Annotated in this window: 23 protein-coding genes and 1 pseudogene; 16 read left to right on the top strand and 8 right to left on the bottom strand. The window is 59.0% G+C overall.

Annotated features, from left to right (window positions below; genetic code table 11):
* Positions 1–2 precede the first annotated feature (2 nt).
* The 10 genes and pseudogenes from J5F18_RS16630 to J5F18_RS16585 all read left to right on the top strand — a co-directional run.
* Positions 3–989 (top strand): AbrB family transcriptional regulator, encoded by a 987-nt coding sequence (locus J5F18_RS16630; RefSeq protein ID WP_346299653.1) that lies wholly within the window; start codon positions 3–5, stop codon positions 987–989.
* Between the two features lie 299 nt (positions 990–1,288).
* Positions 1,289–1,939 (top strand): aspartate/glutamate racemase family protein, encoded by a 651-nt coding sequence (locus J5F18_RS16625; protein ID WP_346299652.1) that lies wholly within the window; start codon positions 1,289–1,291, stop codon positions 1,937–1,939.
* A 70-nt stretch (positions 1,940–2,009) separates the two neighbouring features.
* Complete coding sequence (locus J5F18_RS16620) at positions 2,010–3,077, top strand: isocitrate/isopropylmalate dehydrogenase family protein (protein WP_346299651.1); 1,068 nt, start codon at positions 2,010–2,012, stop codon at positions 3,075–3,077.
* A gap of 59 nt (positions 3,078–3,136) precedes the next feature.
* Positions 3,137–4,108 (top strand): tripartite tricarboxylate transporter substrate binding protein, encoded by a 972-nt coding sequence (locus tag J5F18_RS16615; RefSeq protein WP_346299650.1) that lies wholly within the window; start codon positions 3,137–3,139, stop codon positions 4,106–4,108.
* Between the two features lie 34 nt (positions 4,109–4,142).
* Entirely contained in the window at positions 4,143–4,694 is a 552-nt protein-coding gene (locus J5F18_RS16610) for a tripartite tricarboxylate transporter TctB family protein (RefSeq protein ID WP_346299649.1), read from the top strand.
* 39 nt (positions 4,695–4,733) lie between these two features.
* On the top strand, positions 4,734–6,257 hold the full coding sequence (locus tag J5F18_RS16605; RefSeq protein WP_346299648.1) for a tripartite tricarboxylate transporter permease: 1,524 nt from the start codon (positions 4,734–4,736) through the stop codon (positions 6,255–6,257).
* Between the two features lie 138 nt (positions 6,258–6,395).
* Positions 6,396–7,307 carry a GntR family transcriptional regulator gene (locus tag J5F18_RS16600; protein WP_346299647.1) on the top strand — a complete coding sequence of 304 codons (912 nt, stop codon included), beginning with the start codon at positions 6,396–6,398 and terminating at the stop codon, positions 7,305–7,307.
* Positions 7,308–7,550: 243 nt separating this feature from the next.
* Positions 7,551–8,921, top strand: a complete 1,371-nt coding sequence (gene otnK / locus J5F18_RS16595; protein ID WP_346299646.1) for a 3-oxo-tetronate kinase — start codon at positions 7,551–7,553, stop codon at positions 8,919–8,921.
* The gene (gene otnC / locus J5F18_RS16590) at positions 8,918–9,565 is read left to right on the top strand and encodes a 3-oxo-tetronate 4-phosphate decarboxylase (RefSeq protein ID WP_346299645.1); all 648 of its coding nucleotides are present in this window, start codon (positions 8,918–8,920) and stop codon (positions 9,563–9,565) included. Before otnK ends, otnC begins: the two co-directional genes overlap by 4 nt.
* A gap of 7 nt (positions 9,566–9,572) precedes the next feature.
* Positions 9,573–10,154, top strand: a pseudogene (locus J5F18_RS16585) (pyruvate kinase); the annotation flags it as partial.
* A 289-nt stretch (positions 10,155–10,443) separates the two neighbouring features.
* Here the strand turns inward: J5F18_RS16585 and J5F18_RS16580 are convergent.
* The 7 genes from J5F18_RS16580 to J5F18_RS16550 form a co-directional block, all read right to left on the bottom strand.
* A complete protein-coding gene (locus J5F18_RS16580) occupies positions 10,444–11,478 on the bottom strand; it encodes an Ldh family oxidoreductase (protein ID WP_346299644.1) in 1,035 nt (344 codons plus the stop codon).
* A 67-nt stretch (positions 11,479–11,545) separates the two neighbouring features.
* Positions 11,546–12,844 carry a TRAP transporter large permease gene (locus J5F18_RS16575; protein WP_346299643.1) on the bottom strand — a complete coding sequence of 433 codons (1,299 nt, stop codon included), beginning with the start codon at positions 12,842–12,844 and terminating at the stop codon, positions 11,546–11,548.
* Positions 12,845–12,897: 53 nt separating this feature from the next.
* Positions 12,898–13,431 (bottom strand): TRAP transporter small permease, encoded by a 534-nt coding sequence (locus J5F18_RS16570; protein ID WP_346299642.1) that lies wholly within the window; start codon positions 13,429–13,431, stop codon positions 12,898–12,900.
* A 48-nt stretch (positions 13,432–13,479) separates the two neighbouring features.
* A complete protein-coding gene (dctP, locus tag J5F18_RS16565) occupies positions 13,480–14,508 on the bottom strand; it encodes a TRAP transporter substrate-binding protein DctP (protein ID WP_346299641.1) in 1,029 nt (342 codons plus the stop codon).
* A 200-nt stretch (positions 14,509–14,708) separates the two neighbouring features.
* On the bottom strand, positions 14,709–16,214 hold the full coding sequence (locus J5F18_RS16560; protein WP_346299640.1) for an aldehyde dehydrogenase: 1,506 nt from the start codon (positions 16,212–16,214) through the stop codon (positions 14,709–14,711).
* A gap of 26 nt (positions 16,215–16,240) precedes the next feature.
* Positions 16,241–17,569, bottom strand: coding sequence for an FAD-binding oxidoreductase (locus J5F18_RS16555; protein ID WP_346299639.1), 1,329 nt, complete (start codon positions 17,567–17,569; stop codon positions 16,241–16,243).
* Between the two features lie 24 nt (positions 17,570–17,593).
* A complete protein-coding gene (locus tag J5F18_RS16550) occupies positions 17,594–18,484 on the bottom strand; it encodes a dihydrodipicolinate synthase family protein (protein WP_346299638.1) in 891 nt (296 codons plus the stop codon).
* Positions 18,485–18,857: 373 nt separating this feature from the next.
* Here J5F18_RS16550 and J5F18_RS16545 point away from each other — a divergent pair, with 373 nt between their 5' ends.
* From J5F18_RS16545 to J5F18_RS16535, 3 genes are read left to right on the top strand one after another with little or no spacing between them, the layout of a single operon-like run.
* Positions 18,858–19,832 (top strand): LysR substrate-binding domain-containing protein, encoded by a 975-nt coding sequence (locus J5F18_RS16545; protein ID WP_346299637.1) that lies wholly within the window; start codon positions 18,858–18,860, stop codon positions 19,830–19,832.
* Positions 19,833–19,873: 41 nt separating this feature from the next.
* Complete coding sequence (locus J5F18_RS16540; RefSeq protein WP_346299636.1) at positions 19,874–20,131, top strand: hypothetical protein; 258 nt, start codon at positions 19,874–19,876, stop codon at positions 20,129–20,131.
* Complete coding sequence (locus tag J5F18_RS16535; protein ID WP_346299635.1) at positions 20,109–20,264, top strand: SDR family oxidoreductase; 156 nt, start codon at positions 20,109–20,111, stop codon at positions 20,262–20,264. The genes J5F18_RS16540 and J5F18_RS16535 overlap by 23 nt, the downstream gene beginning before the upstream one ends.
* Positions 20,265–20,405: 141 nt before the next feature.
* On the opposite strand, the gene J5F18_RS16530 is transcribed toward J5F18_RS16535, so the two are convergent.
* Positions 20,406–21,305 (bottom strand): LysR family transcriptional regulator, encoded by a 900-nt coding sequence (locus J5F18_RS16530; RefSeq protein ID WP_346299634.1) that lies wholly within the window; start codon positions 21,303–21,305, stop codon positions 20,406–20,408.
* 141 nt (positions 21,306–21,446) lie between these two features.
* Here J5F18_RS16530 and J5F18_RS16525 point away from each other — a divergent pair, with 141 nt between their 5' ends.
* From J5F18_RS16525 to J5F18_RS16515, 3 genes are all read left to right on the top strand, one after another.
* Positions 21,447–22,508, top strand: a complete 1,062-nt coding sequence (locus J5F18_RS16525; RefSeq protein ID WP_346299633.1) for a tartrate dehydrogenase — start codon at positions 21,447–21,449, stop codon at positions 22,506–22,508.
* Positions 22,509–22,620: 112 nt separating this feature from the next.
* Positions 22,621–23,808 (top strand): glycerate kinase, encoded by a 1,188-nt coding sequence (locus J5F18_RS16520; RefSeq protein WP_346299632.1) that lies wholly within the window; start codon positions 22,621–22,623, stop codon positions 23,806–23,808.
* A gap of 55 nt (positions 23,809–23,863) precedes the next feature.
* Positions 23,864–24,838 carry a TAXI family TRAP transporter solute-binding subunit gene (locus tag J5F18_RS16515; RefSeq protein WP_346299631.1) on the top strand — a complete coding sequence of 325 codons (975 nt, stop codon included), beginning with the start codon at positions 23,864–23,866 and terminating at the stop codon, positions 24,836–24,838.
* Positions 24,839–24,910: the final 72 nt, after the last annotated feature.

Below are 24,910 nucleotides of genomic sequence, written 5' to 3'. Positions count from 1 at the left end.
GCTTGCTGGATCTTGTCGGCATGCCGCTGGCCTGGCTGGTGGGGCCCATCCTCGGCAACCTCTTGCTGCTCGCCGGCGGTCGCAAGGTCTGGATCCCCGGCCCCCTGCGTGCCTTCAGCCTCGGGGTGATCGGGCTGGTGATGGGGGGGCTGGTGACGCCCGACCTGGTGGATCGTCTGATGCACTGGCATCTATCGGTGTTGATCCTGGTCGCCGGCGTCATCGTCTCGACGCTGGTGGTGGCACGCTGGTATCGCCACTGTGGCTTCGATGCGCCCAGCGCCTGGCTCTCCGCCATGCCGGGGGGCATGGCAGCCATGGTGGCGATCGCCGAGAGTGCCGGGGGAAACCTTCAGCGGGTCTCGATCGCCCAGTCGCTGCGCGTGCTGATCGTCATTTGTGTTCTGCCGCCGCTCTTCGTCCTGTTCGGGCGTGAGGGGGAGGGCGCGGTGATGGCGGTGACCGAGGGCGGTGGGTTCGGCAATCCCTGGATGCTGCTGATGATTCCGCTGCTGGTGCCGCTGGGCATCCGCCTGGGAATCAGCGCGGCGCCCATGCTGGTGCCGCTGGTGTTCTCGGCGGCGTTGAGCGCCACGGACCTGGCGCGATTCGAGGTGCCGGCCTGGACCATGAACCTGGCGCTGCTGTTCCTGGGGTGCTCGATCGGGGCGAAATTCGGGGCCTTCTCGCTGAGGGCGCTCGTCGCCAATACCCGAGTCACCCTGGTCGCCACCCTCATGGCGATCGGCATCCTGGCCGTGTTCGCCGAGATGATCCATCGGGCGACAGGGATAGGGCGTGAGGTGGCGCTGTTGGCCCTGGCACCCGGCGGCATGGCGGAAATGTCCGCCCTGGCGGTCGTGCTGGGCCTGGACCCATTGTTCGTTGCCTTCCACCAGTTGCTGAGGGTCATCGGGCTGATGCTGATAGCCCCTTTCATTTTGCGACGCATGGCCTTGGGCAAGCTCGATCCCGATGGAAGGCGGTAGCCAGAGGGCCGTAAGGGGTGAATATGTGCCCCTGCTGATTGACTCGACTAAAGGATAGGCGATTTCCCCCCTCTGACCCGCTGAGAGCGCTTGACGGACGAAGTGGCGAAGCCTAGATTGTACATATGTTGATAAAAGAACAGATGGGCGGTCATGAGCCGTGAGGTTTGAGCCCTCTGCCACAGGAGCGATGGCCGATACTGTCAGCTCCCCGCATGGGCGGGTGTTTTTTTGCCACTGATTGTATTTTTACTAATTCAAATACAGTCCAGCCCCCTCCAACCGAAACAGGTATCGAGATGAAGGTGTACTTGATTCATGCCGTCATGGCAGCGATAGACCCGGTCCTGACATCCATCCGCCAGGAGTGGCCGGAGGTGGAAGCCCACAACCTGCTTGATGACTCGCTCGAGACGGACAAGGCGAACTCCCGAAACGAGATGTCTCAGCGGCTGCTGGCGTTAGCCCGCTACGCGAGGAGCAACGACGCAGCGGGAATACTGTTCACCTGCTCGGCCTTCGGCGAGGCCATCGAGAAGACCGCGGAAGCACTCGATATCCCGGTGCTGAAGCCCAACGAGGCCATGTTCTACCAGGCGATAGAGCGGGGCGGGCGTGTTGCCATGCTGGCGACTTTCGAGCCTGCCATCGAGAGCATGGAGCGAGAGTTCCACGACATAAAGAATGCGTTGCACAGCGATGTGACGCTGAAAAGCTTCTGGGTCTCCGGCGCGAGGGAGGCGCTGAAGTCCGGCGATCATGACAGACATGACGACCTGGTGGCCGAGATGGCGGCTGGCCTGTCGGGGTTCGATACGGTGATGCTGGCGCATTTCTCAACGGCGAGTGCAGCAAGCAAAGTGGCAAAGGTCACGACCGCACGGGTACTCACAAGCCCAGCTACTGCCGTTGACTCGCTCAAGAAGCGAGTGACTATGCAAAGCGCTTAGGAATTTGCTGGGCCGAGTTTATGTAAGAAGTGATGGTCGAGTGGTTTTCAATCCCAAGAGGAAGTGATAAATGAAGTTTCTTGTATTGCCCTGTGATGGTATCGGACCCGAAATCACCGACGCCTCTGTCAAAGTGCTGCAGGCTGCCAATGACAAATATGGGCTCGGTATCGAACTGGAATACGAAGACGTTGGCTTTGTCAGTCTGGAAAAGCATGGAACCACCCTGAGAGATGATGTCCTGGAAAAGGCCAAGCGCTGCGATGGCGTCATTCTTGGCACGCAATCGCATGCCGATTATCCGTCGCCCGAAAGGGGGGGGAGAAACGTATCGGCAGGCTTTCGGATAGGTCTCGATCTCTATGCCAATGTCAGGCCGGCGCGCACTCGGTCCTTTCTCGAGTCCAATATGAAACCCGGCAAGAGCATGGACCTGGTGATCATGCGGGAGGCGACGGAAGGGTTCTATCCGGATCGGAACATGACAAAGGGCTGGGCGGAGGTGATGCCCGACAAGGACATGGCCCTGTCCATCCGCAAGATCACCCGACGCTGCAGCGAACGAATTGCCAGGCAGGCCTTTGTACTGGCCATGAAGCGCCGAAAGAAAGTGACTGCGATCCACAAGTCCAACAGCTTTCATATGACCGATGGGCTGTTCCTTGAGGCCGTACAGGATGTGGCGAAAGAGTTTCCCGAGGTGGAAGTGGATGACCTGCTTGTCGATGCCTCTACGGCTCATCTGGTCAGAAACCCGGAGCAATTCGATGTGTTGGTCGCGACCAACTTCTATGGAGATATCATCAGCGATCTTGCCAGTGAGCTCTCGGGTAGCTTGGGCCTTGCCGGTTCAATCATGGCCAGTGATGAGCACTGCTGCGCCCAGGCCCAGCATGGCTCGGCACCCGATATTGCCGGACAAGATCTGGCCAACCCCTCATCGATGATTCTGTCGGTAGCGATGCTGCTGCATTGGATTGGCGAGAACAAGTCCCTGGAGAACTATCTCCGGGCGGGTGCGGCCATGTCCGAAGCCGTCGATACCGTTCTCATGGATCCAGAGAAAAGGACGCGGGATCTCGGTGGAAGCTATGGATGCAAGGACTTTAGTCAGGCCGTCTGTGACGCCCTGAGCTAGAGAAAGTAGTGCCTGAGGCACATCGAAATCTGAAATTCTTACAAGAGTAGAGAGACGCCATGATTGCCAACAAGTCAAAACTCATCGTTTCCGCCGTTGCCGTTTCCGTTGCAACTTTCTCGCATCTTTCCGTTGCTCAGGAAAACAGCTACCCCAGCGAGAGGCTGAACTACATCATCGCCTTCGGCCCGGGTGGCGGCAATGACCTGATGTCCCGAACCGTGGTGGATATCCTGAATGACTACGATCTCTATGGGGGGCAGAATATCGTCGTAGCCAACCGTGCAGGGGGGAGTGGAGCCATCGGGTACAGCCATGTGAAAAGGCAACATGGCAATCCCTACGTTGCCACATCGACCAGTGGGAACTTCATCACCACTCCGCTGATTGCCGATACGGACTGGAACTACAGTGACTTCACGCCGATTGCCCTGCTGGCCAGCGATGCCATGTTTCTCGTCGTCCGAGAGGACTCTGACTACCATAATGTAGATGACTTCGTAGAAGCCGCTCAATCTTCCCGTATCATTGTGGGAGGTACCGGGTCATCTGGCCCTAGCCGTGTCGTCGCCAGTCTCTTTTCCGAAGAAGCCGACATTCGGCTCGAGTATGTTCCCGCCGGAACCGGAGGGGAGATGGTGACCGCCCTGACCTCCGGCAGTGTGGAAGCCATTGTCGCCAATCCCTCAGAGGTGGCCGGGCAGATCGCCGCGGGGAACTTCCGGGCGCTGGCATTCTCGGATGCGCAACGCAGCGATATCTATCCGGATGTGCCGACTTTCCAAGAGCTGGGCTATGACTTCACCTTTGCGCTTCCCCGTGGCGTCGTATTACCGGGCGGCGTGGACTCCGACGTCCAGGAGTGGTGGGTATCGGCACTCAAGGAAGTGGTTGAGACTGAGGAGTGGAACAAGTACCTGGAAACCAACAGTTTGTCTGGCACCTACCTGTGGGGGGATGAGTTTGGTGACTACCTGCAGGAAACCTCTGAGGTCTACGAGAGGACGCTTCGCAATATCGGTGCCATCTAACAAGTCATGAGCTCGGCGGGGCATGGAGCGTCCCATGCCCACGCCGCATACAAGAGTGGTGCGCCAGATGAGACTGTGGTTTTCATTATTCCTGTTTCTCGTATCTACGGCATATTTCTTTTATGGGTTGAGTACCCTCAACTTCGTTACCAATATTGGACGGCCTGGGCCTGGCTATTTTCCCGCTATTGTCGGAGGGCTGCTGATTGTTTTCACTTCTGTAAACCTGTTGAAGGATCTCATCGCCACGAAGAGAAAAGAGCTTCAACCCTTCCGGTTTGCAGAGGTTCTTGCATCTCGTCAGGTTCAGGGAGGTGATGGAGGCAGCGGTGAAGCAGAGGAAGAGGCGGATCGTCCCGTCGATGTGGTTCTTATTGTTCTTTGCTTAACCTTGTTGATCGGGAGTATCACCTTCTTGGGTGGCCTGCTGTCGATGATCGTTTTCATGTTCGTCTTGATGTCGATTTTCAACAGGAAAAAGCTGGCGATGAACGTGGCTTACAGCATTGCCTTGCCTGTCCTCCTGTACCTGCTCTTCGATGTATTGCTCAACGCATCATTGCCCCGTGGTGTGTTCGGTGTCTAGTGATGGATATGATGAAACAATGTTGTGGGAGGTTTGCAAATGATTGAAGAGTTGATATCGAACCTGGGGTTTGGGCTTTCCGTCGCAATTACTCCAACCAATATGTTCTTCCTGTTCGTCGGGGCGTTCGTCGGGATGGTGGTAGGGTTGTTTCCCGGGTTTGGCCCCGCGGCTGGTATCGCCGTGCTGGTCCCGATGACCTTTGGGCTCGACCCGACCACGGCCATCATCATGCTGGCCGGCATCTACTATGGGTCAATGTATGGCGGCACCATCACCTCCATTCTGATCAATACTCCCGGGGAGTCGGCCACGGTTGCCTCGACCTTGGATGGCTACCCACTGGCCCAGAAGGGGCGAGCCGGCCCGGCGCTGGTGATGCAGTCTATCGCATCATTCATCGGCGGCACCATCGGGGTCATCCTGATCTGCTCCCTGGCGCCAACCCTGGCCAGTTTTGCCTCCTCCTTTGGGCCATCGGAATACTTCTTGATCATCCTGTTTGGCCTGCTGCTGCTGACGACGATGATGGGCGATAACAAGTTCAACGGCATCGTGTCGGCGCTGATCGGCTTCGTGATCTCGATGGTGGGCGTCGATGTCATGAGTGGTGTTCAACGCTTCACCTTCGGATCGCCTGAATTGATCGGGGGAATCTACTTCGTTCCGATCGCCATTGGCTTGTTCGGTATCGGTGAGCTGTTGCACTGTATCTACAAGGGGCAGCACCGGAAAAAGGTGGAAAGGGCCAGGGTGACGTTCCGGTCCAAGGACTTCTGGCCATCGAAAAAGGACTATTTCGAGTCAAGGTTTACTGTTTTTAGAGGGTCGATCATCGGTTTCGTGGCGGGGGTTCTTCCCGGGTCGGGAGCTACCATCGGCTCGATTCTTGGGTACTCGATCGAGAAGAAGATTGCCAAGGATCCCGAGAAGTTCGGTAAGGGAGAAATGAGGGGATTGGTCGCCCCCGAGGCGGCCAACAATGCGGCTTCGTCAGGCGCCATGGTCCCTCTGCTGTCGCTGGGCATTCCCGGGTCAGGGGCGACCGCCGTGCTGCTGGGCGCCTTCATGATGTGGGGGCTGCAGCCGGGTCCCATGCTGATCGAGAACGATCCCGGCTTCGTGTGGGGCCTCATCGCCAGCATGTACCTGGGCAACATGGTGCTGATCTTCCTGAGCATTGCCGCCATTCCCTTGTTCGTCAGGTTCCTGGATATTCCCTATGTCTATGTTATCCCGGTCGTCGTCCTGCTCTGTGTGATCGGAACTTACACGCTGCATTTCAGCATGGTCGAGACCTGGATGCTCCTGATTGCCGGGCTGTTGGGATTCTTCATGAAGCTCTATGGCTACTCCCCGGCAGCGACCGTGCTGGCGCTGGTGCTGGGCTCCATGGCGGAAGAGAACCTTCTTCAATCGCTTATCATCTCGGATGGGAGTCTCAGCATCTTCATTGACCGCCCCATTTCATTCGTCTTGAGCATGATCGTCCTGATGGTGATCGCCATGCCGATGATCATTAGATTGCTGAGAAATAAGATCCATAGCAGGAGAGTTTCCTGAGGTAAAGATATCTCGTAGTGGTTGTTCCGAAGAGTCGACGGGACAACCCTCCGAGCATATACAGTGTTGGTGAGGCATGGTATCATTGAGCCGGTAAGCTGTCGCCAAATATTTCATGCCTTCATGAGTGAGCCGGATATGCAGACTGCTCAGAGAAAGAAGACGAATCCTGAAGTTGTCGCCAAGAGAATGCTGGCTCTGGTGCATGAGAAGAATATACAGGTTGGCAGCCACCTGCCCGAAACCTTCTTTGCTGAGAATTTGAAGGTGTCGCGGACCCCCATACGCTCCGCGCTCGCCTACCTTGAAGATAAAGGCGTGGTGAGGAAGCAGCCGAACCGCGGCTACTTCTTGATCGCTTCGAAAATTTCCGATCAGGATGAAGTCGAAGCCTTGGTCGTGGATGGCAGCTCACCCATCTCCCCCCTAGCATTCAATATGGCAGTGGACTACCTGAAGGGAAAGCTGGGGAAAACCATATCGGAAACCGAGCTGGCTAATATCTACGATACCAACAGGTTTTCGATCCAGCAGGCCCTGGTGTCCATGGAGTCAGAAGGGTGGGTGTCGAAGCTGATGGGATATGGCTGGGAGTTCAATGAGTTCCTTACATCCAAGGAAACCTATGATCAATGCTATCGCTATCGCATCCTGATCGAGCCTGCTGCGCTTCGTGAGCCTGGTTATACGATTGATCGCCGCCTGTTTCGGCAGCTAAGAAAGCTTCAGATGGATACGCTCACCATGGATGACCAGGATATCACCGAGCGCCATATGTTCTTGGCCGGCACGTTTTTTCATGAGTCGATTGTGGCCTGTGCCAGGAATGTCTTTCTCCTGGAAGGTCTGCAAAGAGCCAATCGGCTGAGAAAGCTGATGGAATACAATGTGTTCTTGAAGAGGGAGTCACCCAAGCCCGAGTCGAGAGAGCACTTGGTAATTCTCGACCTTCTCGAGGAAGGGAAGAACGAAGAGGCCGCTGTATATCTAAGCAATCACTTGGAGCGGGCAAGGCAAGAGAAGATGAGGATCGCGTCTCAACTTTTTTGATGGCTAAGGGCGTTTCTTCTCTTATGCTCTTGTTTGTCGTTATTCGATAAACGTTAATCTCTGACTTTGACGTAGGGATCGATGCTGCCTTTGGTTGGTGGCGGGCTTCGCCTGCTCCCTGGTCAGCGTGCGGTAGTGAAGAGCTGTGGCGAATAACTGCACTGTTTTTAATCGTGTCGCACACATCCGGCCCGCTTTTTTGCAGCGTGCGTTTCGTGAAAATAACTTAAATGGAGAACTGGCATGAGTATCCTTCTGGGGGCTATTGCGGATGACTTTACCGGCGCTACGGACCTCGCCAACAATCTGGTGCGGGCCGGCATGCGCTGCGTGCAGCTGATCGGCGTGCCGCAGGGCGAAGTCGATCTCGGTGAGGCCGATGCGGTGGTAGTGGCGCTGAAATCGCGCACTTGCCCGGTCGAGCAGGCGGTGGCCGACTCCCTGGCGGCACTCGATTGGCTCCAAGCCTGCGGCGCGCGTCAGTTCTTCTTCAAGTACTGCTCCACCTTCGACTCCACCGACGCCGGCAATATCGGCCCGGTGGCCGATGCGCTGCTGGAGCGTCTTCGGGTGACACAAACAGAGCGCCTTCTGGCGACAGAATCAGAACGCCCCGGCGGCTCCCAGACCGTGATGGTGCCGGCCTTTCCCGCCAACGGTCGTAGTGTCTACCAGGGGCATCTGTTCGTCGGCGACCGGCTGCTCAACGACAGCGGCATGCAGCACCATCCGCTGACGCCGATGACCGACGCCGATCTGGTGCGGGTGCTGGGCCGCCAAACGCCGCATCCGGTGGGCCTGGCGGCCCGGCCGGTGCTGGCCCGGGGCGGCGCGGCGACCCGCGTCCACCTCGAGGCGCTGGCCGCCGAGGGCGTGCGCCATGTGATCTGCGATAGCCTGGATGAGCACGACCTCGAGACGCTGGCCGAGGCGGTGGTCGACTACCCGCTGGTCACCGGCGGCTCGGGCCTCGGTCAGGCGCTGCCGGAACAGTATCGCCGACGCGGCTGGCTGACCGAGGTGGCCGAGCCGGGGCGGCTCGCCTCGGCGTCCGGCAGCGCCCTGGTGCTCTCCGGCAGCTGCTCCCGGGCCACGCTCCGGCAGGTGGCGCACTTTCTCGAGCACCATCCTCTCGGGCAGCGTGGGGGCTTCGCCCTGGACCCGCTCGAGCTCGCCGAAGGCGAGGCGCATCTCGAGGCGGCCCTGGCCTTCGCCCGCGCGGGGCTCGCCGAGGGCGGCCCGGTGCTTGTCTACGCATCGGCGGACCCCGAACGGGTAAAGGCCGCCCAGCAGGCGCTGGGCGTGGCCCGCGCCGGCGAGCTGGTGGAGCAGGCCCTGGGCCGGCTGGCCAACACCCTGGTTGACGAGGGCGTGGGGCGCCTGATCGTCGCCGGCGGTGAGAGCTCCGGGGCGGTGGTCTCGGCGCTGGGCCTCCGCCAGCTGCGCATCGGCGACCAGATCGACCCCGGTGTGCCCTGGACCCAGGCGCCAGTGGAAGGTCGTGAGGCGCCGCTGTCGCTGGCGCTGAAATCGGGCAACTTCGGCGGCGAGGACTTCTTTACCCGCGCCTTTGCGGTACTGGCGCGGTTGACTGGTGACGAGGTACTGGGATGAGCCTGAACGACGAGAGCCGGCTACGCGAGCAGATCGCTACCTTGGGGCAGTCGCTGTTCGATCGCGGCCTGACCATGGGCTCCAGCGGCAATATCAGCGTGCGCACCGAGGACGGCGGCTGGCTGATGACGCCCACCAACGCCTGCCTGGGGCGGCTGGACCCGGCGCGGATCTCGCGCCTGGATGGTGAGGGGCGCTGGCGGGATGGCGACAAGCCCACCAAGGAGCACTTCCTGCATATGGCGATGTACGCTGAACGTCCGCGTGCCGGCGCCATCGTGCACCTGCACTCCACCCACTCGGTGGCGGTCTCCTGCCTGCCGGGCATCGATCCCTGCGACTGCATCCCGCCGCTTACCGCCTACTACGTAATGCGGGTCGGCCGGCTGCCACTGGTGCCCTACCACGTGCCGGGTGATCCGGCTCTTGGCGATGCAGTGCGTGGGCTGGCAGGCAAGCACAGCGCCGTACTGCTCGCCAATCATGGCCCGGTAGTGGCCGGCAAGACCCTGGAGGCGGCGGTCTATGCCACCGAAGAGCTTGAGGAGACTGCCAAGCTGTTCCTGCTTCTACGCGGCGAGAACCCGCGGGCCCTGACGCCGGAGCAGGTCGCCGAGCTGGAGGCACGCTTTCCCCGCGACTAGCTAGGGGGCGATGATCGAATCGCCCCTGCCCACCCGGGCCGAGGTGTTCGACGTGGCCAACGCTGTGCTTGATGGTACCGACGCGGTGATGCTCTCCGCCGAGACTGCCGCCGGCGACTTTCCGGTGGAGACCGTGGAGGCCATGGACCGCGTCTGCCTGGGCGCCGAGCGCGAGCGGGTCGCCCAGGAATCGGGCCACCGCATCCACGGGGGCTTCACCCAGGTGGACGAGACCATCGCACTCTCCGCCATGTACGCCGCCAACCATCTCTCCGGGGTGGCGGCCATCGCCTGCATGACCGCCACCGGTTACACGCCGCTGATCGCCTCGCGCATCTGCTCGGGGCTGCCCATCGTGGGGCTGGCCCACAGCGCCATCGCTCAGCGGCGCATGGCGCTTTATCGTGGAGTGGTCTCGGTGCCCTTCGACACCGGTGAGATGGCGGCCGAGGAGCTCAACGACCGCGCCCTGGCGCTGCTGGTGGAGAAGGGCATCGCCGTGCCGGGCGACCATGTGATCCTCACCCGGGGCGATCATATGAACGCCCACGGCGGCACCAATTCGATGAAGATAGTGGAAGTCTGGTGAGCGCTGGGCAGTGAGACCGCCAGGCCGCCTCAGCAAGGGAACAGCTCTTGCACCCGCGGCGTATGGCGAATCTGGCTGAGTGCCTGCTTGAAAAGCGAATAGAGGGGCTACGGCAAGAGCAACGGGTCTAGCCCCACACGCTTCATTAGTCAGGCTGGCGACGAAAGTACCAGTACCGAGCTTGGCATTGCCACTGTCGATACCCGCAAGCCCGGATGGCAACGTGAGCGATCGCTACAGTAGTTCTGGCTTCAGCGCTAGCCTTGTCGGCGGCGTTTGACATCTCCGCTCAGAGGTAGCCGCGGATTGCATCCAGCACCGTCGTGTCGATGACGACCTGCTCCTCCGCCGAGGCGGCGTCTCGCACCTGGCGACGACCGGGCACATAGGCCCCCCTTGCGGCCAGCCGGTCAAGTTGGCAACTGAGCCGGATCGAAAAGTCCGCAGCCAGGGCCGCGGGATGGATGGCGATGATCGTCAGCCCGGCATCGACCCGTTCCGCGCCGTTCTGGAAATCCGCCATATCCAGGGACCAGGCGGCGCCGGAGAGCCCCGCCGCCAGGCACTCGATCATCAAGGCGATATTGGCCCCCTTGGCGCCACCGAAGGCAAGCAGGGCGCCGCGCAGGGCCGCTACGGAGTCGGTGGTGGCCTGTCCTGTTTCATCGATGGCCCAGCCCTCGGGGATCGGCTCGCCTCGTTCCGCGGCACCGCGCAGGTTGACGAAAGCGGTGGCGCTGATTGCCTGATCGATCACTAGGGGCGCCTCGGGGTCGGCCAGGGGGGCGGCAAAGGCTAGCGGATTGGTGCCAAAAACCTTCCCGCCGCCAGGGGCCGCGGCCACTGCCGCCGGGCTGTTGGAGACGGCAAAGGCCACCAGCCCCTCCAGCGCCAGGCGACGGACATAGTAGCCCAGCTCGCCGCTGGTAAAGCTGTTGCTCTGGGTAAAAAGGGTCACGCCCAGTTCGCTTGTCTTCGTAACCAGGGTCGGCATAGCCTGGTCGAAGCCTAGCTGAGCAATGCCCCCATCTGCATCAGAGTAGATGAGCGCAGGCAAGGGCGAGTTGAAAATTGGTTCGGCTCGACAATTGATTCGCCCCGCCTGGAAACTGGCGAGATAGTCCAGAAGGTGGGGGAACCCGACTCCTTGCTGTCCGTATAGCTCCGCTGAAACTGTCGCCCTTGATAGGGCGTGCGCAGTAGCAGGGTTGGCGCCAGCGGCGAGGCAGGCCTTTTCAGCTAGTCTCCCCGCCTCGTAGATGGAAAGCGCTTGATGATTCAACAAAGCGTCCTCAGAATTATTTTGGCAACGTTTGGTACTCATGTCATGGCCTCTTCCGGCAGGGGTAAGCCGTAAGCTTTTCCTTGCCGGTTGAGCTGATAGGTCCACATCAATTCACGTATCCGAGCAGCCTCGGTAGGAAGAGCGACAACGACGGCCAGTAGGTGGTGATCAACATCACGGGCAGCGCGGCCCACAGCATGAAACTAAAGGCGGGGCGTATGACCTGTGACATCCCCACTTGGCCGATTCGGCAGCTCATGAACAGGATAGGCGCCATGGGCGGGCTGTTGCAGCCGATCACGACGCTGGTACCGACGATAGCGGCAAAGTGGACCGGATGAACTCCGATGCTTTCCATGACCGGAAGCAACAGCGGGCTCAGGATGGCAACGACGCTGACGTCATCCATGATCATGCCCATCAGGATCAGGAAGACATTGACCATGAGCAGGATCAGCAGCTCGTTGCCGACCGTGTCGAGCAACAGCGCCGTCAGCTCCTGGGGCACACGCTCCATGGTAAAGATGCGGCTGGCCACGAAGGAGAAGAGCAGGATGATCATGATTACGCCCGTCGTCGTGGCAGCCTTGATGAAACACTGTACCACTGACTTCAGGTCGAGTTCGCGATAGACGAAAAGCCCAACGGGAATGGCATAGACGACGGCAACGGCGGCTGCCTCGGTGGGTGTGAAGATGCCGCCATAGATGCCCCCCAGAATAATCACCGGCAGCATCAGAGCGGGAAGGGCCTTCCAACCGGTACTGCCGATATGCCGGAACCGCTCGGTGATGGGAAACACTTCACCCCTCTGGCCTGGGTTATGGCGCATCTTGATTGCGTTGATGGCGCAGAGGAAAATCATCAGCAGGATGCCTGGGCCAATGGTCGCCAGAAAGACCGCCGCCACGGACTGACGAGTGACGACAGCATAGAGAATCATGGTGATGCTGGGGGGTATCAGCAGACCGAGCAGTGAGGAGATTCCGACCAGGGCCGTGGAGTAGGGTCGGGTGTATCCGTGTTTTTCCATCGGACCAATCATGATGGTGCCGATAGCCGCTACGGCAGCCGACGCGGTGCCGGAAATGGCCCCAAATACACCGCAAGACACCACCATGGAGGTGCCCATCCCGCTGCGTGACTTTCCAACGATGGCCTCGGCAAAGTGTATCAGCCTGGCGGCAATCCCCCCGGACTGCATCAAATACCCTGTCATGATGAACAGGGGCAGTGCCAGCAATATGACCGAGTTGATAGACCAGAATCCGGTGGTCATCAGCGAAGATATGTTGACATCGTATGCTAGCGACAAGACCAGCGTCATGGCAGCGAAAGAAAATACCACTGGCACACCTATCATCATCAGTACGACGACGGCGGCAATAGCTAACAAGGCACCCATTTTAGCCTTCCTTTAACATTGTTTTCTGTGCCGAAAGGAGCGTGGTGTTTCGCTCATTTCTTGATGAACAAATGTGCAGCATCATGAGCAAAGTCTCGTAGTGCATATACGAGGAGGAGAATGCTCGCGACGAAGAGGCTGCCTTGAGAGATGTATTGAGGGATGCCGAACACTGGAGTTCGCTGCCCTCTTTCGATACCCCAGGATAACAGGCTGTAGCTCCACACAACGAATAGTACTGCCAACAAGAGCGAGAGGGTGGTGGCAGTGAATCTTGAGACAGTTTTGATGGTCTCGTTTTTGCAGAAAGCCTGGATGAAGTCGGCGCTAAGGTGAGAGCGCTCTCGAGACGCCAGTGCGGCGCCCAGCATGTATAGCCACATGGCCGCCATCAGCACCAGTTCCTCGAGTCCAAAGATCGGCATCCCCAAGAGTGACCGGGAGACGATGCCAATCACGATGGCGAAGGATACGAAAACACCCATCATCGTAACGATGATCTTCATAAATAAAGCGATCGCGTTATCGATGGAAGCGAATATGTCAACGATAGCTTTCATGACATTGCCCCAAGAAGTGAATGCCATGGGGTGGCCGCTGCTATCCCGGGCCACCCCACTCCACGCATTGGCTAGTTACTGCGGATTGGTAGCATTGGCGCGAACTGCATCCATGACATCCGCTCCGAGGGACCTTTCCGCTTCCGTCCAAACCTGATCACGGACTCGCTCGATCCAGTCGGCCATCTCTTCATCGGATGGCACGATATATTCCATACCATCCTCCTGGGCCCTCTGAATCCACATGTGATCCTCGTCCTTGGCATTCTCGAACTGGTCGTTGACCACGACTTCTACGGCATCTGAGATGATCGTACGATCCTGATCATCGAGTGCTTGCCAGGCGTCTTGATTCATCAGGAAGGCATAGAAGGAGAAGTTGTGCTGGGAGTGGACATAATAATCGAGAAGGTCACTGAAGTAGGTGTGGGGCCAGAAGATCACGTTGCCCGAGTCGCCATCGACGACACCGGTCTGAATGGAGGTGTAGACTTCGGACCAGTCAATCGGTACGGCCTGGAAGCCCATGGCCCGTACCGTTTGAGGGAGAGGGAAGATCGGCTGAGAGCGAACCCGGATTCCTCGTGCGTCCTCATAGTTGGTGGCATAGGTATTTCGGGTGGCGATACCGCCAAAGCCTTCGGGGAAGGGGCCCAGATACTCAAGCCCAATGTCCGAGAAAAGGGGGCCAATGATTTCCGACAGCCAGCCATCTCGACCATAGGTTTCCAGTGCCTCATCCCACCCTAGGCTCAGATAAGGTAAGTGCAACACCCCAAGCCGCTCGTCATAAGACGTATGGGGCCAGGTCAGCATCAGGTCGATATTGCCCCTGACCAGCTGATCGAAGAGTTCCTGTGGGCCACCAATTTCATCCTGATAGTAGACATTGATGGTGATTCTGCCGTCTGACTTTTCCTCGACGAGCTCCGAAATTTTGTTGATCGCCTGGCCTTGGGCCGAGTCTCGATCTCCTGATTCCGTCGCCATGGTAAGTCGAATGCTGTCGGCGCTTGCCAACCCGGCGGAAGAGAAAGATAGTGCGGCGATAATCGATGGGATGGCTGCTTTCTTGAACATGATTTGTGTGGTCTCGGCTTTCATAGCACCCTCTCTAGTTAGGCTATTGTAGTTGGGGGTTGTCCCATGTCGTTGTGAGGCATAGGCATGTTTTCAAACTATCATCGTGTGAGAATTATGAGAAATGACCTTTTTGCCGTGGTAACCAATACTCTCGGTTATCGCTTCGTCCATTCCACGGCCGAGTGTTGACAAGGAGGGCGAGGCCGCCCTCCGAAGCAGGATCAAGCCAGCTGGATCCAGGTGGTCTTGAGCTCGCAGTACTGGTCGTGGGCATGGACCGACTTGTCGCGGCCACCGAAACCGGACTGCTTGTAGCCGCCGAAGGGCGTGGTGATATCGCCCTCGGAGAAGCAGTTCACCGACACGGTACCGGCGCGGATGGCCGCCGACATGCGGTGCACGGTGTTGAGGTCCTCGCTCCACAGCGAGGCCGCCAGGCCATAGCAGGTGTCGTTGGCGATGGCGATGGCTTCCTCCTCGGTGTCGAACGGGATCACCGCCAGTACCGGGCCGAAGATCTCGTCCCGGGCGATCGCCGCCTCGGGCGACACGTCATCGAAGATGGTCGGGGCGACGAAGTAGCCGCCGCTCTCTTCCAGGAGCCGGGCTCCTCCGCTTACCAGGGTCACGCCCTCGGCCTTGGCCTGATCGATGTGTGCCAGAACCTTCTGCATGTGCGCCTGTTCGATCAGGGCGCCGAGCTGCACCTCCGGGTCCAGCGGGTTGCCAGTGGTCCACTCCGTCTCGAGCTGGCGCTGCAGCTCGTCGACCAGGTCATCCTTGATGGAGCGGTGCACGATCAGCCGCGAGCCCGCCGAGCAGTTCTCGCCCATGTTCCAGAAGGCGGCGGCCAAAACGTTGCTGGCCACGGTCTTGAGGTCGCTGACGTCGGGCATCACCACCTGGGGGTTCTTGCCGCCGCACTCCAGCACCACCCGCTTGAGGTTGCTGGCCGCGGAGTACTCGAGGAACTTGCGGCCCACCTCGGTGGAGCCGGTGAAGGCGGCCATGTCGATGTCGGTATGCAGACCGATGGCCTTGCCCGCCGCGTGGCCAAGACCCGGCACCACGTTGAGTGCCCCGGCCGGAATCCCGGCCTCATGGGCTAGCTCAGCGAGGCGCAGGGTGCTCAGTGAGGTCTGTTCGGCGGGCTTGAGCACCACGCTGTTGCCGGTGGCGAGCGCCGGGCCCAGCTTCCAGCCGGCCATCATGGCGGGGAAGTTCCACGGCAGCACCGCGCCGACCACGCCGATGGGCTCACGGGTCACGGTGGCGACCACGCCTTTGGCGGTGGGGGCCACGGCGTCGTAGAGCTTGTCGGTGGCCTCGGCATGCCAGCGGATGGTATTGGCGGTATCGGGAATATCGACGTTGAAGCACTCGCTGATCGGTTTGCCAGCTTCCATAGCTTCGAGCACCGCCAGCTCCAGGCAGTTTTCCTCGATCAGGTCGGCGAAGCGCTGCAGGATGGCCTTGCGTTCGGCGGGGGCGAGCCCCGACCAGACGCCGGCCTCGAAGGCGCGGCGAGCGGCCTGGACGGCCAGGTCCACGTCTTCGGCGCCGCAGGCGGCGACCTCAGTCAAGACCTCGCCGGTGGCCGGGTTGAGGGTCGGGAGTGTCTCGCCGGAGCGCGCCGGGACGAAGCGGCCGTCAATAAAGGCCAGGTTGCGGTATTCGAGGCGCTCGATCTGTTGCGCAATGCTATCCGGGGTGAGGCTATCGGACATTGTTGTTCTCCTTCAGGTGCAATGAATCAGCGTTCGTTACCGGCCTTCCACTCTTTCCAGGCGAGGGTCGAACGAATCCCCAGGCCGAGCAGGGGCTCGGGCGGGTTGGCGACCGGCTTGGGTTGATTGAGCATGATGTTGAGCAGCTCGCTCTCGACGCCGAGGGCATACTCGGCGATCAGCTTTCCGGAGATCGTGCCGCGGGTCAGGCCCAGTCCATTCTGGCAGACGGCGCTGAAGACCCCGGGGGTCAGCTCGCCGAAGGGGGTACCGCCGTTGCGGGAGAGGCATAGTGCACCGCCCCAGGTGTACTCCAGCTCGACCCCGGCCAGCATCGGGAATCGTCGTTCGAATGAGCGCCAGTGGGCGGCGCGCACGCGTGCCAGCTGATTAGCACTGGTGCTGACATCGGGGTTGTAGGTAAAGGAGTTGCGGATGCAGATGCGGCCGTTGCTCAGGCGGCGCACCGTGGTCCCCATGGGGTCCGCCGGAATCAGCCCCCAGCTCTCCTCACCGCCCAGCGCCGCGATCTCCTCGGGGCTCAGCTGGCGGGTCAGGCTGCCGTAGGTGTAGACGGGCAGAATGCGCCCCTTGAGGCCTAGCCCCCCGAACTGGGCCGCGTAGGCGTTGTTGGCGAGGATCAGGCGGGGTGCCGTGAGGCGCCCCTGATCGGTGATAAGGACATGGGGCTTGCCGACCAGGATCTCGCGGACTGGCGTGTCCTCATAGAGGCGCACGTTCTCGGGCAGCGTCTTCCCCAGGCCCCGGACCAGGGCGGCGGGCTGGACCTGCACGCAGCCGGGGGCATGCAGGCCCGCCCGATAGAAGCCGGTGCCTGTCACTGCCTGCATTTCCCTGGCGTCGAGCAGGCGATAGGGCTCCCCCAGGGCCGTCAAGCCCTTGGCGAAGGCCTCCAGGGCACGCTCTCCGTGAGCCTCTACTGCGCCGTGCAGCTTGCCCTGCTCTCGCCAGTCGCAGTCGATGGCGTGGCGCTGCACGATGTCACGCATATAGTCGATCGCCCCGCGGTTGAGGCGAATCTGCTGGAGATCCTCGCTGCGGTCCCCGGTGTAATCGTGAGAGCTCAGGTTGTGCGGCAGGTCGATCATGAACCCGGAGTTGCGCCCGGCGGCGCCGTAACCGACGCGCCGAGCATCCACCAGGGCGATGGCGGCATTCGGCTGCAGCTCGGCCAGTCGGCGGGCCGCCGCGAGGCCGGCCAGCCCCGCGCCCAGCACGATCCAGTCGGCCTTGGCCTCACCCCTCAGGGGCGAAGCGGGCGGTGGCGGCGGTAGCATCTCATACCAGCCGCATCGGCCGTCGTTCTGGGGCAGGAAATTGCATGTCAGCTGCATGGCTTGGCCTCCACCGCCTGAGGGTCAGCCGCGGTGGGCGACCAGGGCCTCATAGGTACGCTGGAAGGCGGCCTTCTCTGCCTCGTCCAGTGGCAGCAGCGGGCGATGTGCCGGCCCGACTGGCAGCCCGGCCACTTCGCAGCCGTACTTGATGTACTGACAGAACTTGCCGCCCTGCTCCAGCAGGTTGAGCATCGGCAGCAGGCGAGCGGCCAGCTCACGACCGGCGACGAAGTCCTGTTCGATCACGCAGGCACGGTGCAGGGCCACGTGCTCCGGGGCAAGGAAGTTGGAGGCGCCACAGACCCAGCTTCGTGCCCCCCAGACGAAGTACTCCAGCACCTGGTCGTCCATACCGCAGCTGAGCTGAAGCTGATCGCTGAACTCGGTGGCCAGCGCATGCAGGCGTTCCACCGATCCGGTACTCTCCTTGATCGCCTGGATATTGGGCCGATCCTGCAGCGCCTGGATCAGCTCCAGCGACATGGGCACGCCGGTGCGATCAGGGAAGTTGTAAAGCATGATCGGCATGTCGAGGGCATCGTCGACGGCGCGGATATGGGCCAGCAGCTCGTCTTGGGTCGGCTGGCAGTAGTAGGGGGCCGCCACCAGCAGGGCATCGAAGCCGGCGGCCTTGGCATACTGGCCCAGCGCCAGACTCTCCTCGGTGGTGGTAGCGTTGATGCCGGCCATCAGCGGGATGCGCCCCTTGGCGTGATCGGTGACAAAGTCGAAGACGCGCTGGCGATCATCCTTGCTCAGCGCATAGTACTCACCGGTGGTGCCGCCGATGATCAGGCCGTGAACGCCCTGATCAATCAGGGTATCGATCACCTTGCCGAGCACATCAAACTGGATGGAATTGTCGCCAGCAAAGGGAGTGACGACGGGAGTCCAGATGCCATCGAAGTTCATGCTTTCACCTTTTTGTAAAGAAGCTTTATATAGGAAGTCGTGATCAAGCCGGAATTGGCTTTCATTCAGAGTAAGCAGTCCGGCGTTGCTGCCAAAGAAACTTATTTTGCCGGCAATTAATGACGGGATGTTATGGTTGAAAAGGGTGGTTCCTCCTCATCCGGTTGGCCTTGGGTGGGTGGTGCCTGGTCCGCTCGGCAGAGTCTCCGCAGCGTTCACCGACCACAACCCCGGGGGGCGGCTGTTGCACGCGGGGACTTTCGGGTAGCCTAGAAAGGGCGGAAATGCCTTGTTGCACGCTTCCATCGAGAGTAGGCCGGTCTGTTTCTCGGCGGAATCGACTTTTTATTCAGGATGTTGATGAGCTCACGTTATGACAAAGCACACCGACCCCGACCAGACGCTGCTCAAGATGCCTTCCCTGCGGGCGGTGAAGTCCTTCGTGGCGGCGGCGCGCTACCAGAATTTCACCCGTGCCGCCGAGGCCCTTTGCGTCACCCAGGCGGCGATCAGCCGCCAGGTTCGTGAGCTGGAGGGTTATCTGGGCACGCCCTTGTTCAAGCGGGTGGGGCGTTCGGTAGAGCTGACCACGGCCGGCTCCATCTTCTTTGATGCGGCGCAGCTTTCCTTCATCAACATTGCTCAGGCCGCCGATCGCATCCGTAAGGACCATCGGACGAGTGCCAGGCGCCCCCTGACGCTGTGCTGCTCTCCCGCTTTCTCTGCGCTGTGGATGTCGCGCCGATTACCGAGCTTTTTCAGTGACAACCCCGATATCGACCTTAATCTGGTTACCACCCAGAACTTCCTCTCTCTGGAGCCAGGGGTCTACCCGGACATCTTCATCACCAAGATGTCGCGGGTGCGGGACGGCTATATCAGCCTGCCGCTGTTTCACGATGTCATCTATCCGGTCTGTACGCCGGAATATCTCGAGGCCCATCCCGAGATTCAGACGCTTGAGGGGCTGAGAGACGGTGTGCTTCTGAACCTGAGTCCCTACGGTCGCTCCCAGGTCGCCGAGCACGTGGATTGGGGAGTGTGGCTGGCGATCCACCATCTTGATATCGAGGATCGCACGCGCGATAGCCACCATTATTTCAATGCCAACGATTACAATATGCTGATCCAGATGGTGCTGAACAGCCAGGGTGTGGCCCTGGGCTGGGACCACCTCGTGGGGCCGATTGTCGAGCAGGGGAAGTTGGTCAGGCCGGTCGAGAATCAGGTGGTGCTGGAAGAGACGCGCCATTACCTAGCCTATCGGGAGGACAAGGCCGATGATGAGACGCTACGCCGGTTCCGCGAGTGGTTCACCGCCCAGTGCGGCATCCAGGTCTCCCCGTGACAGCGTGAATATATCGCGTCATGCCGAGGTGCCGCCCCTCCGTGTGCTTCGTCCTGCTGCACCGCTTCACGCTGCTGCCCTTTGCCGCCTTCGTCGACTGCCTGCGCCTGGCCGCCGACGAGGGCGACCGCAGCCGTCAGCTGCGCTGTCACTGGACCTTCATGACCAGCGTCGGCCAAGAGGCCCACTCCAGCTGCGGCGCCACCATCTCGCCCTGCCAGACCTATCGAAACCCCACGGAGTTCGACTACATCGTGGTGATCGGCGGCGTCCAGGATGAGCGGGATCGGCCCGACTGATCAGCTCGTTCCCTTCGGCAGAATCGGCAAGCCGGAAGAAGTAGCGGCTCTGGTGGCATTCTTGAGCTCGGACGAGGCGCCCTTCCTCTGTGGCTCTGCGGTCGAGATCACTGGAGCTCAGGCCGTGTCCTGATCCATAGGCCGCCGTGCGCTGGGGCGCAAGCCTCGGCCATGCTTCCAGGCGCTTCGATTCCAGGCATCAAGTGCCTGCTCCTCGGAGCTATGGCAGACCTTACCCCTTGTCGGGCAGTGCCATCTTTCTTACGGTGTAACGTCATTTTCTGAACGGAACTATGTTCATACTTTCAGATAGATAGTCGATGAGCAGTCGTATCCGCGCCGGAAGATGCTGGCTATAAGGGTACACCGCATAGATATCGGCATTAGGTAGCTGGTATTCATTTAATACTCTTTTCAGGTGGCCTTCTTTTATATGGTGGTAGACATCCCACTCAGCGCGTATCGCGATGCCATGCCCTCCCAGCGTCCAGCTCAGCACACTTTCCCCATCGTTTGAACTCAAATTTCCTCTGACGCGGATGTGATAGATCTGATCGCCTTTATTGAATTTCCAGTTTCCATACGTGTCCTCATTCTGTCTTAGTACTATGCAGTTGTGCTCAGAGAGCTCTCGGGGGTGTTCAGGTACCCCGTGTGTTTCCAAATAAGAGGGTGATGCGCAAACAAATCGCTGGTGTGAAGCAATCTTCTTGGCATGTAATCCAGAGTCAGGGAGTGACCCAAAGCGAATTCCGAGATCAAATGAATTGGCTATCAGGTTTAGTGGGTGGTCTGAAAGGTGGAGTTGACATTCCACCTTTGGGTTTTCTTTTATAAAGTCGGCAATGAATCTGGATACATATTTTCTTCCAAACCCAAAGGGCGCATTGATCCGAATCAGCCCCTCGGGTTCATCGCTCTTTTGGCGTAGTGCGCTGTTCATCTCCTCTATTGTTGATGTAACTTTTCGAGCATAGTCTAAATAAATCGTGCCGTTCGATGTCAGGCTCATCGAGCGAGTTGATCTCGATAAAAGCTGAGAGCCTACATTCTTTTCGATATTGGAAAGTCTCTTGCTCGCAGCTGCAGGCGTTATGTCTAGATCTCTGGCAGCTTTTGAAATGCTGCCTGCTTGACAAAGAAAAATAAAAAACTCAAAGTCGGTGCTCGACATGAGTGTTAACCCCCGGGTTGTTTCTGTTTCAACTCACAGTATATTGCATGCTCTCCGGCTTGTCACCTAGTGTTGGTGGGGCAATTCTGATGTCTCTCGATAAAGTGAGATATCGCTAAACAATCAGCAGGAGCGTTGAGTATGCGCAGTCACCGTGTTGCGGTTATTCCCGGGGATGGAATTGGTCTTGAAGTGATCGAGGCCGGCAAGAAAGTTCTGGAAGCCCTGTCGAAGAAGAGTGGAGACTTTCAGTTTGAGTTCGAGGATTTTGACTGGAGCTCTCGGCGTTATCTCGAGAAAGGCGAGTACATTCCAGAAGGTGGTCTGGAAAAGCTGTCAAAGTTTGATGCCATCTACTTTGGGGCCGTGGGTAGCCAAGACGTTCCTGATCATGTCTCTCTCTGGGAGCTCAGACTCGCCATCTGTCAGGGCTTCGATCAATACGCCAATGTTCGCCCGGCCCGGGTGCTGCCGGGTGTCAATAGCCGCTTGAAAGGTGCCGATGAAATCGATTGGGTCATCGTCAGGGAAAATAGCGAGGGCGAGTACTCGGGTAATGGCGGTCGGGTGCACCAGGGGCTTCCCGACGAGGTGGGCACAGAGGTGTCCGTATTCACCAGGAAAGGTATCGAGCGTATTCATCGCTTTGCCTTCGAGCTTGCCCAAAGCCGCCCTCGCAAGAAGCTGACCCTGGTGACCAAGTCCAATGCCCAGCGCCATGGCATGGTGCTCTGGGATGAGGTCTTCTTCGAAGTTGCCAAGGATTTCCCTGACGTCGATATCGATCGTGAGCTGGTCGATGCTGTAACCACCCGCATGGTGCTGAAGCCCGAGACGATGGACGTTATCGTGGCGACTAACCTTCATGCCGATATTCTGTCCGATCTGGCGGCGGCGCTTTCAGGCAGCCTGGGTATTGCTCCAACCGCTAACTTGAATCCCGAAGGCAACTTCCCCTCCATGTTCGAACCCATCCACGGTTCTGCATTTGATATTGCCGGTAAAGGGATTGCGAACCCGGTGGGCTCCTTCTGGACTGCGGCCATGTTGCTTGAGCATCTTGGCGAGAATATTGCAGCCGAGCGCTTGATGGCCGCCATTGAAAGACTGACTGCTTCTGGCCTCCAGACAAAAGACCTCGGAGGAACCGCAACGACTGAGGGTGTGACTCAAGCCATCTGTTCGGATATCGAAGAACAGTAGTTCGATTTTCCAAGGGGCTAGCGCCATCGGTTGGCCAGCCCCTTGGACAGATGATTTAAGATTGCGTCACCCAATTGAAAACCTCGCTGTATTTCACCATGGGAGCTTCATAGTGAAAATAGTCATTGCTCCTGATAGCTACAAAGGGTCGCTGTCTGCTGAATCTGCTGCAGACGCAATGGCGAAAGGAGTCGCTCGTGCCCTGCCAGATGCAGTGCTGTTGCAGTGTCCAATGGGAGATGGTGGCGAAGGTACGCTAGCTGCTTTGGTTGCTTCCACCGGTGCTGAAGTACGCCACACGGATGTGACGGATGCTCATGGAGGAATCAGGCGTGCCGCCTGGGGGTGGCATAGGGAGAGTGCCACGGCCTATGTGGAGTTGGCCGAAGCCTGTGGCTTGCAGTATACGGATGTCCATCAGCGCTCCATCCTGGACGGTACCACCTATGGCGTTGGTCAACTTATACATGAGTCGCTGAGAGTGGGGGCAACATCCTTGGTCCTTACGCTGGGAGGCAGTGCTACCAACGATGCAGGAGCAGGGCTTTTAGTCGCACTAGGTGGGCGGTTGCTGGATAAGCATGGCCATGAATTGCCCCCATCCCCAAGGAGCTTTTCCCGGATTTCCAGGATTGACATTTCACAGCTTGATGGTCGACTAAAGAACCTTGAAGTTGTTGCGGCAGTCGATGTCGACAACCCATTGCTGGGGAAGAATGGTGCTAGTGCCATCTATGGCCCGCAAAAGGGGGCTTCATTAGGCGATGTTAATCAACTCGAGTCGGCATTAAGGGTGTTTTCTGACAAGCTTTATGATGCTATTGGGAATGATGTCAGCGAGTACCCCGGGGCTGGTGCAGCGGGCGGCGTTGGGTATATGGCCAAGGCAATCCTCAATGCAGAACTCAAACCTGGCATCGATGTGGTCATGGACCAAGTTGGTTTCTTGAATCTTATTGGTGGTGCGGACTTGGTTATCACGGGTGAAGGCCGCCTGGATGGGCAAAGCCTGGCCGGAAAGACGCCGATTGGAATCTCTCGGTGTGCAAGCAAGCTGAACGTGCCAGTCATCGTAATGGCGGGACAGCTCGGATATGACTGGCGCGCCTCATATGAGCATGGCGTCACCGCTGCATTCTCGTTGACGGATGGACCGATGCGGCTAGAGGAAGCATTGGGCAAGACCCGTCAGTTGTTAATCGACCGATGCGAGTCGGTGGCAAGGTTATTTCATGAGGCATCAATGTGTCACATGAGGTCCACTGCGAAACTTGGGGAGGGATTTGTCATCGTTACATAGGGCAGATGAACTGTTTTTTTCGACAAGATAAGTATAACTTAAATGGAGCACTCACATGAAACTATCCAATCTTGCTGTCGTCGCACTCTGCAGTGGCGTCGCCGTCAGTGCCTTTGCTGAAGCGGATCGTGATAACTGGCCGCGCAGCCTGACCATCGGTACGGGTAGCCAAGGGGCAACCTATTATATCTATGGATCCGGTTGGGGAAATCTGGCCAGTGAAGCAACAGGTTCATCCTTTGGTGCTGAGGTTACCGGTGGTCCTGTCCAGAATGTGACACTTGTGCAGATGGGCGAGCATGAGTTCGGCATGGTTACCATGGGGCCCGCCTACGAGGCGTGGCAGGGTAACAGTGAGCTGGCGCCGGGCATCGAGCACACCGATATCCGTGCCGTTTTCCCCATGTACCAAACGGCCCTGCAAGTAATCTCGCTGTCGGGTTCAGGTATTTCCTCGATTTCTGACCTCGATGGGAAGACCGTGGGCGTGGGGCCTGCCGGCGGAACGGGGGATATGTATTACCCCCAGCTTTTCGAGAAACTCGGCCTCAATGTCCGCACCCGCAACGGTGGCGCCGCCGACCAGGCTAGTCAGGTTCAGGATGGCTTGCTGGATGCCTTCGCCTTTGCCGCTGGCATACCGGTTTCTGCGTTCAGTCAGCTTGAGGCGCAAGTCGATGTCAATATTTTCTCTTTCTCCGAGCAGGAGATGGAGCAATTCCTGGATGACTTTCCTGAACTGAGTCCGGCAACCATACCCGCTAGTGCCTACAGCAGCTTGGATGAGGATGCATCCGCCATTTCACTGTGGAATTTTGCCATCACCCACAAGGACATGCCGGAGTCCTTGGTCTACGAAGTGACCAAGACCGTAATGGAGAACCATGAGCGCATGATTCAGGTACATGGCTCTGCGCGCGAAACGATGCCGGAGAACTTCGTGCACAACACCTTCATCCCCTGGCACCCCGGGGCGGTTCGCTGGTTTGAAGAAAACGGTTACGAGATCCCCGCTGATCTTCGGGATTAATCCACCATGCTTGCGCGCCGGCTAGCTAGCCGGCGCGCAGGCAGGTGATGCAACCGGGCAACCGCAATCTGC

The sequence above is a fragment of the Halomonas sp. BM-2019 genome (assembly GCF_017584085.1).
This window is presented reverse-complemented; position numbering and strand designations above follow the sequence as displayed.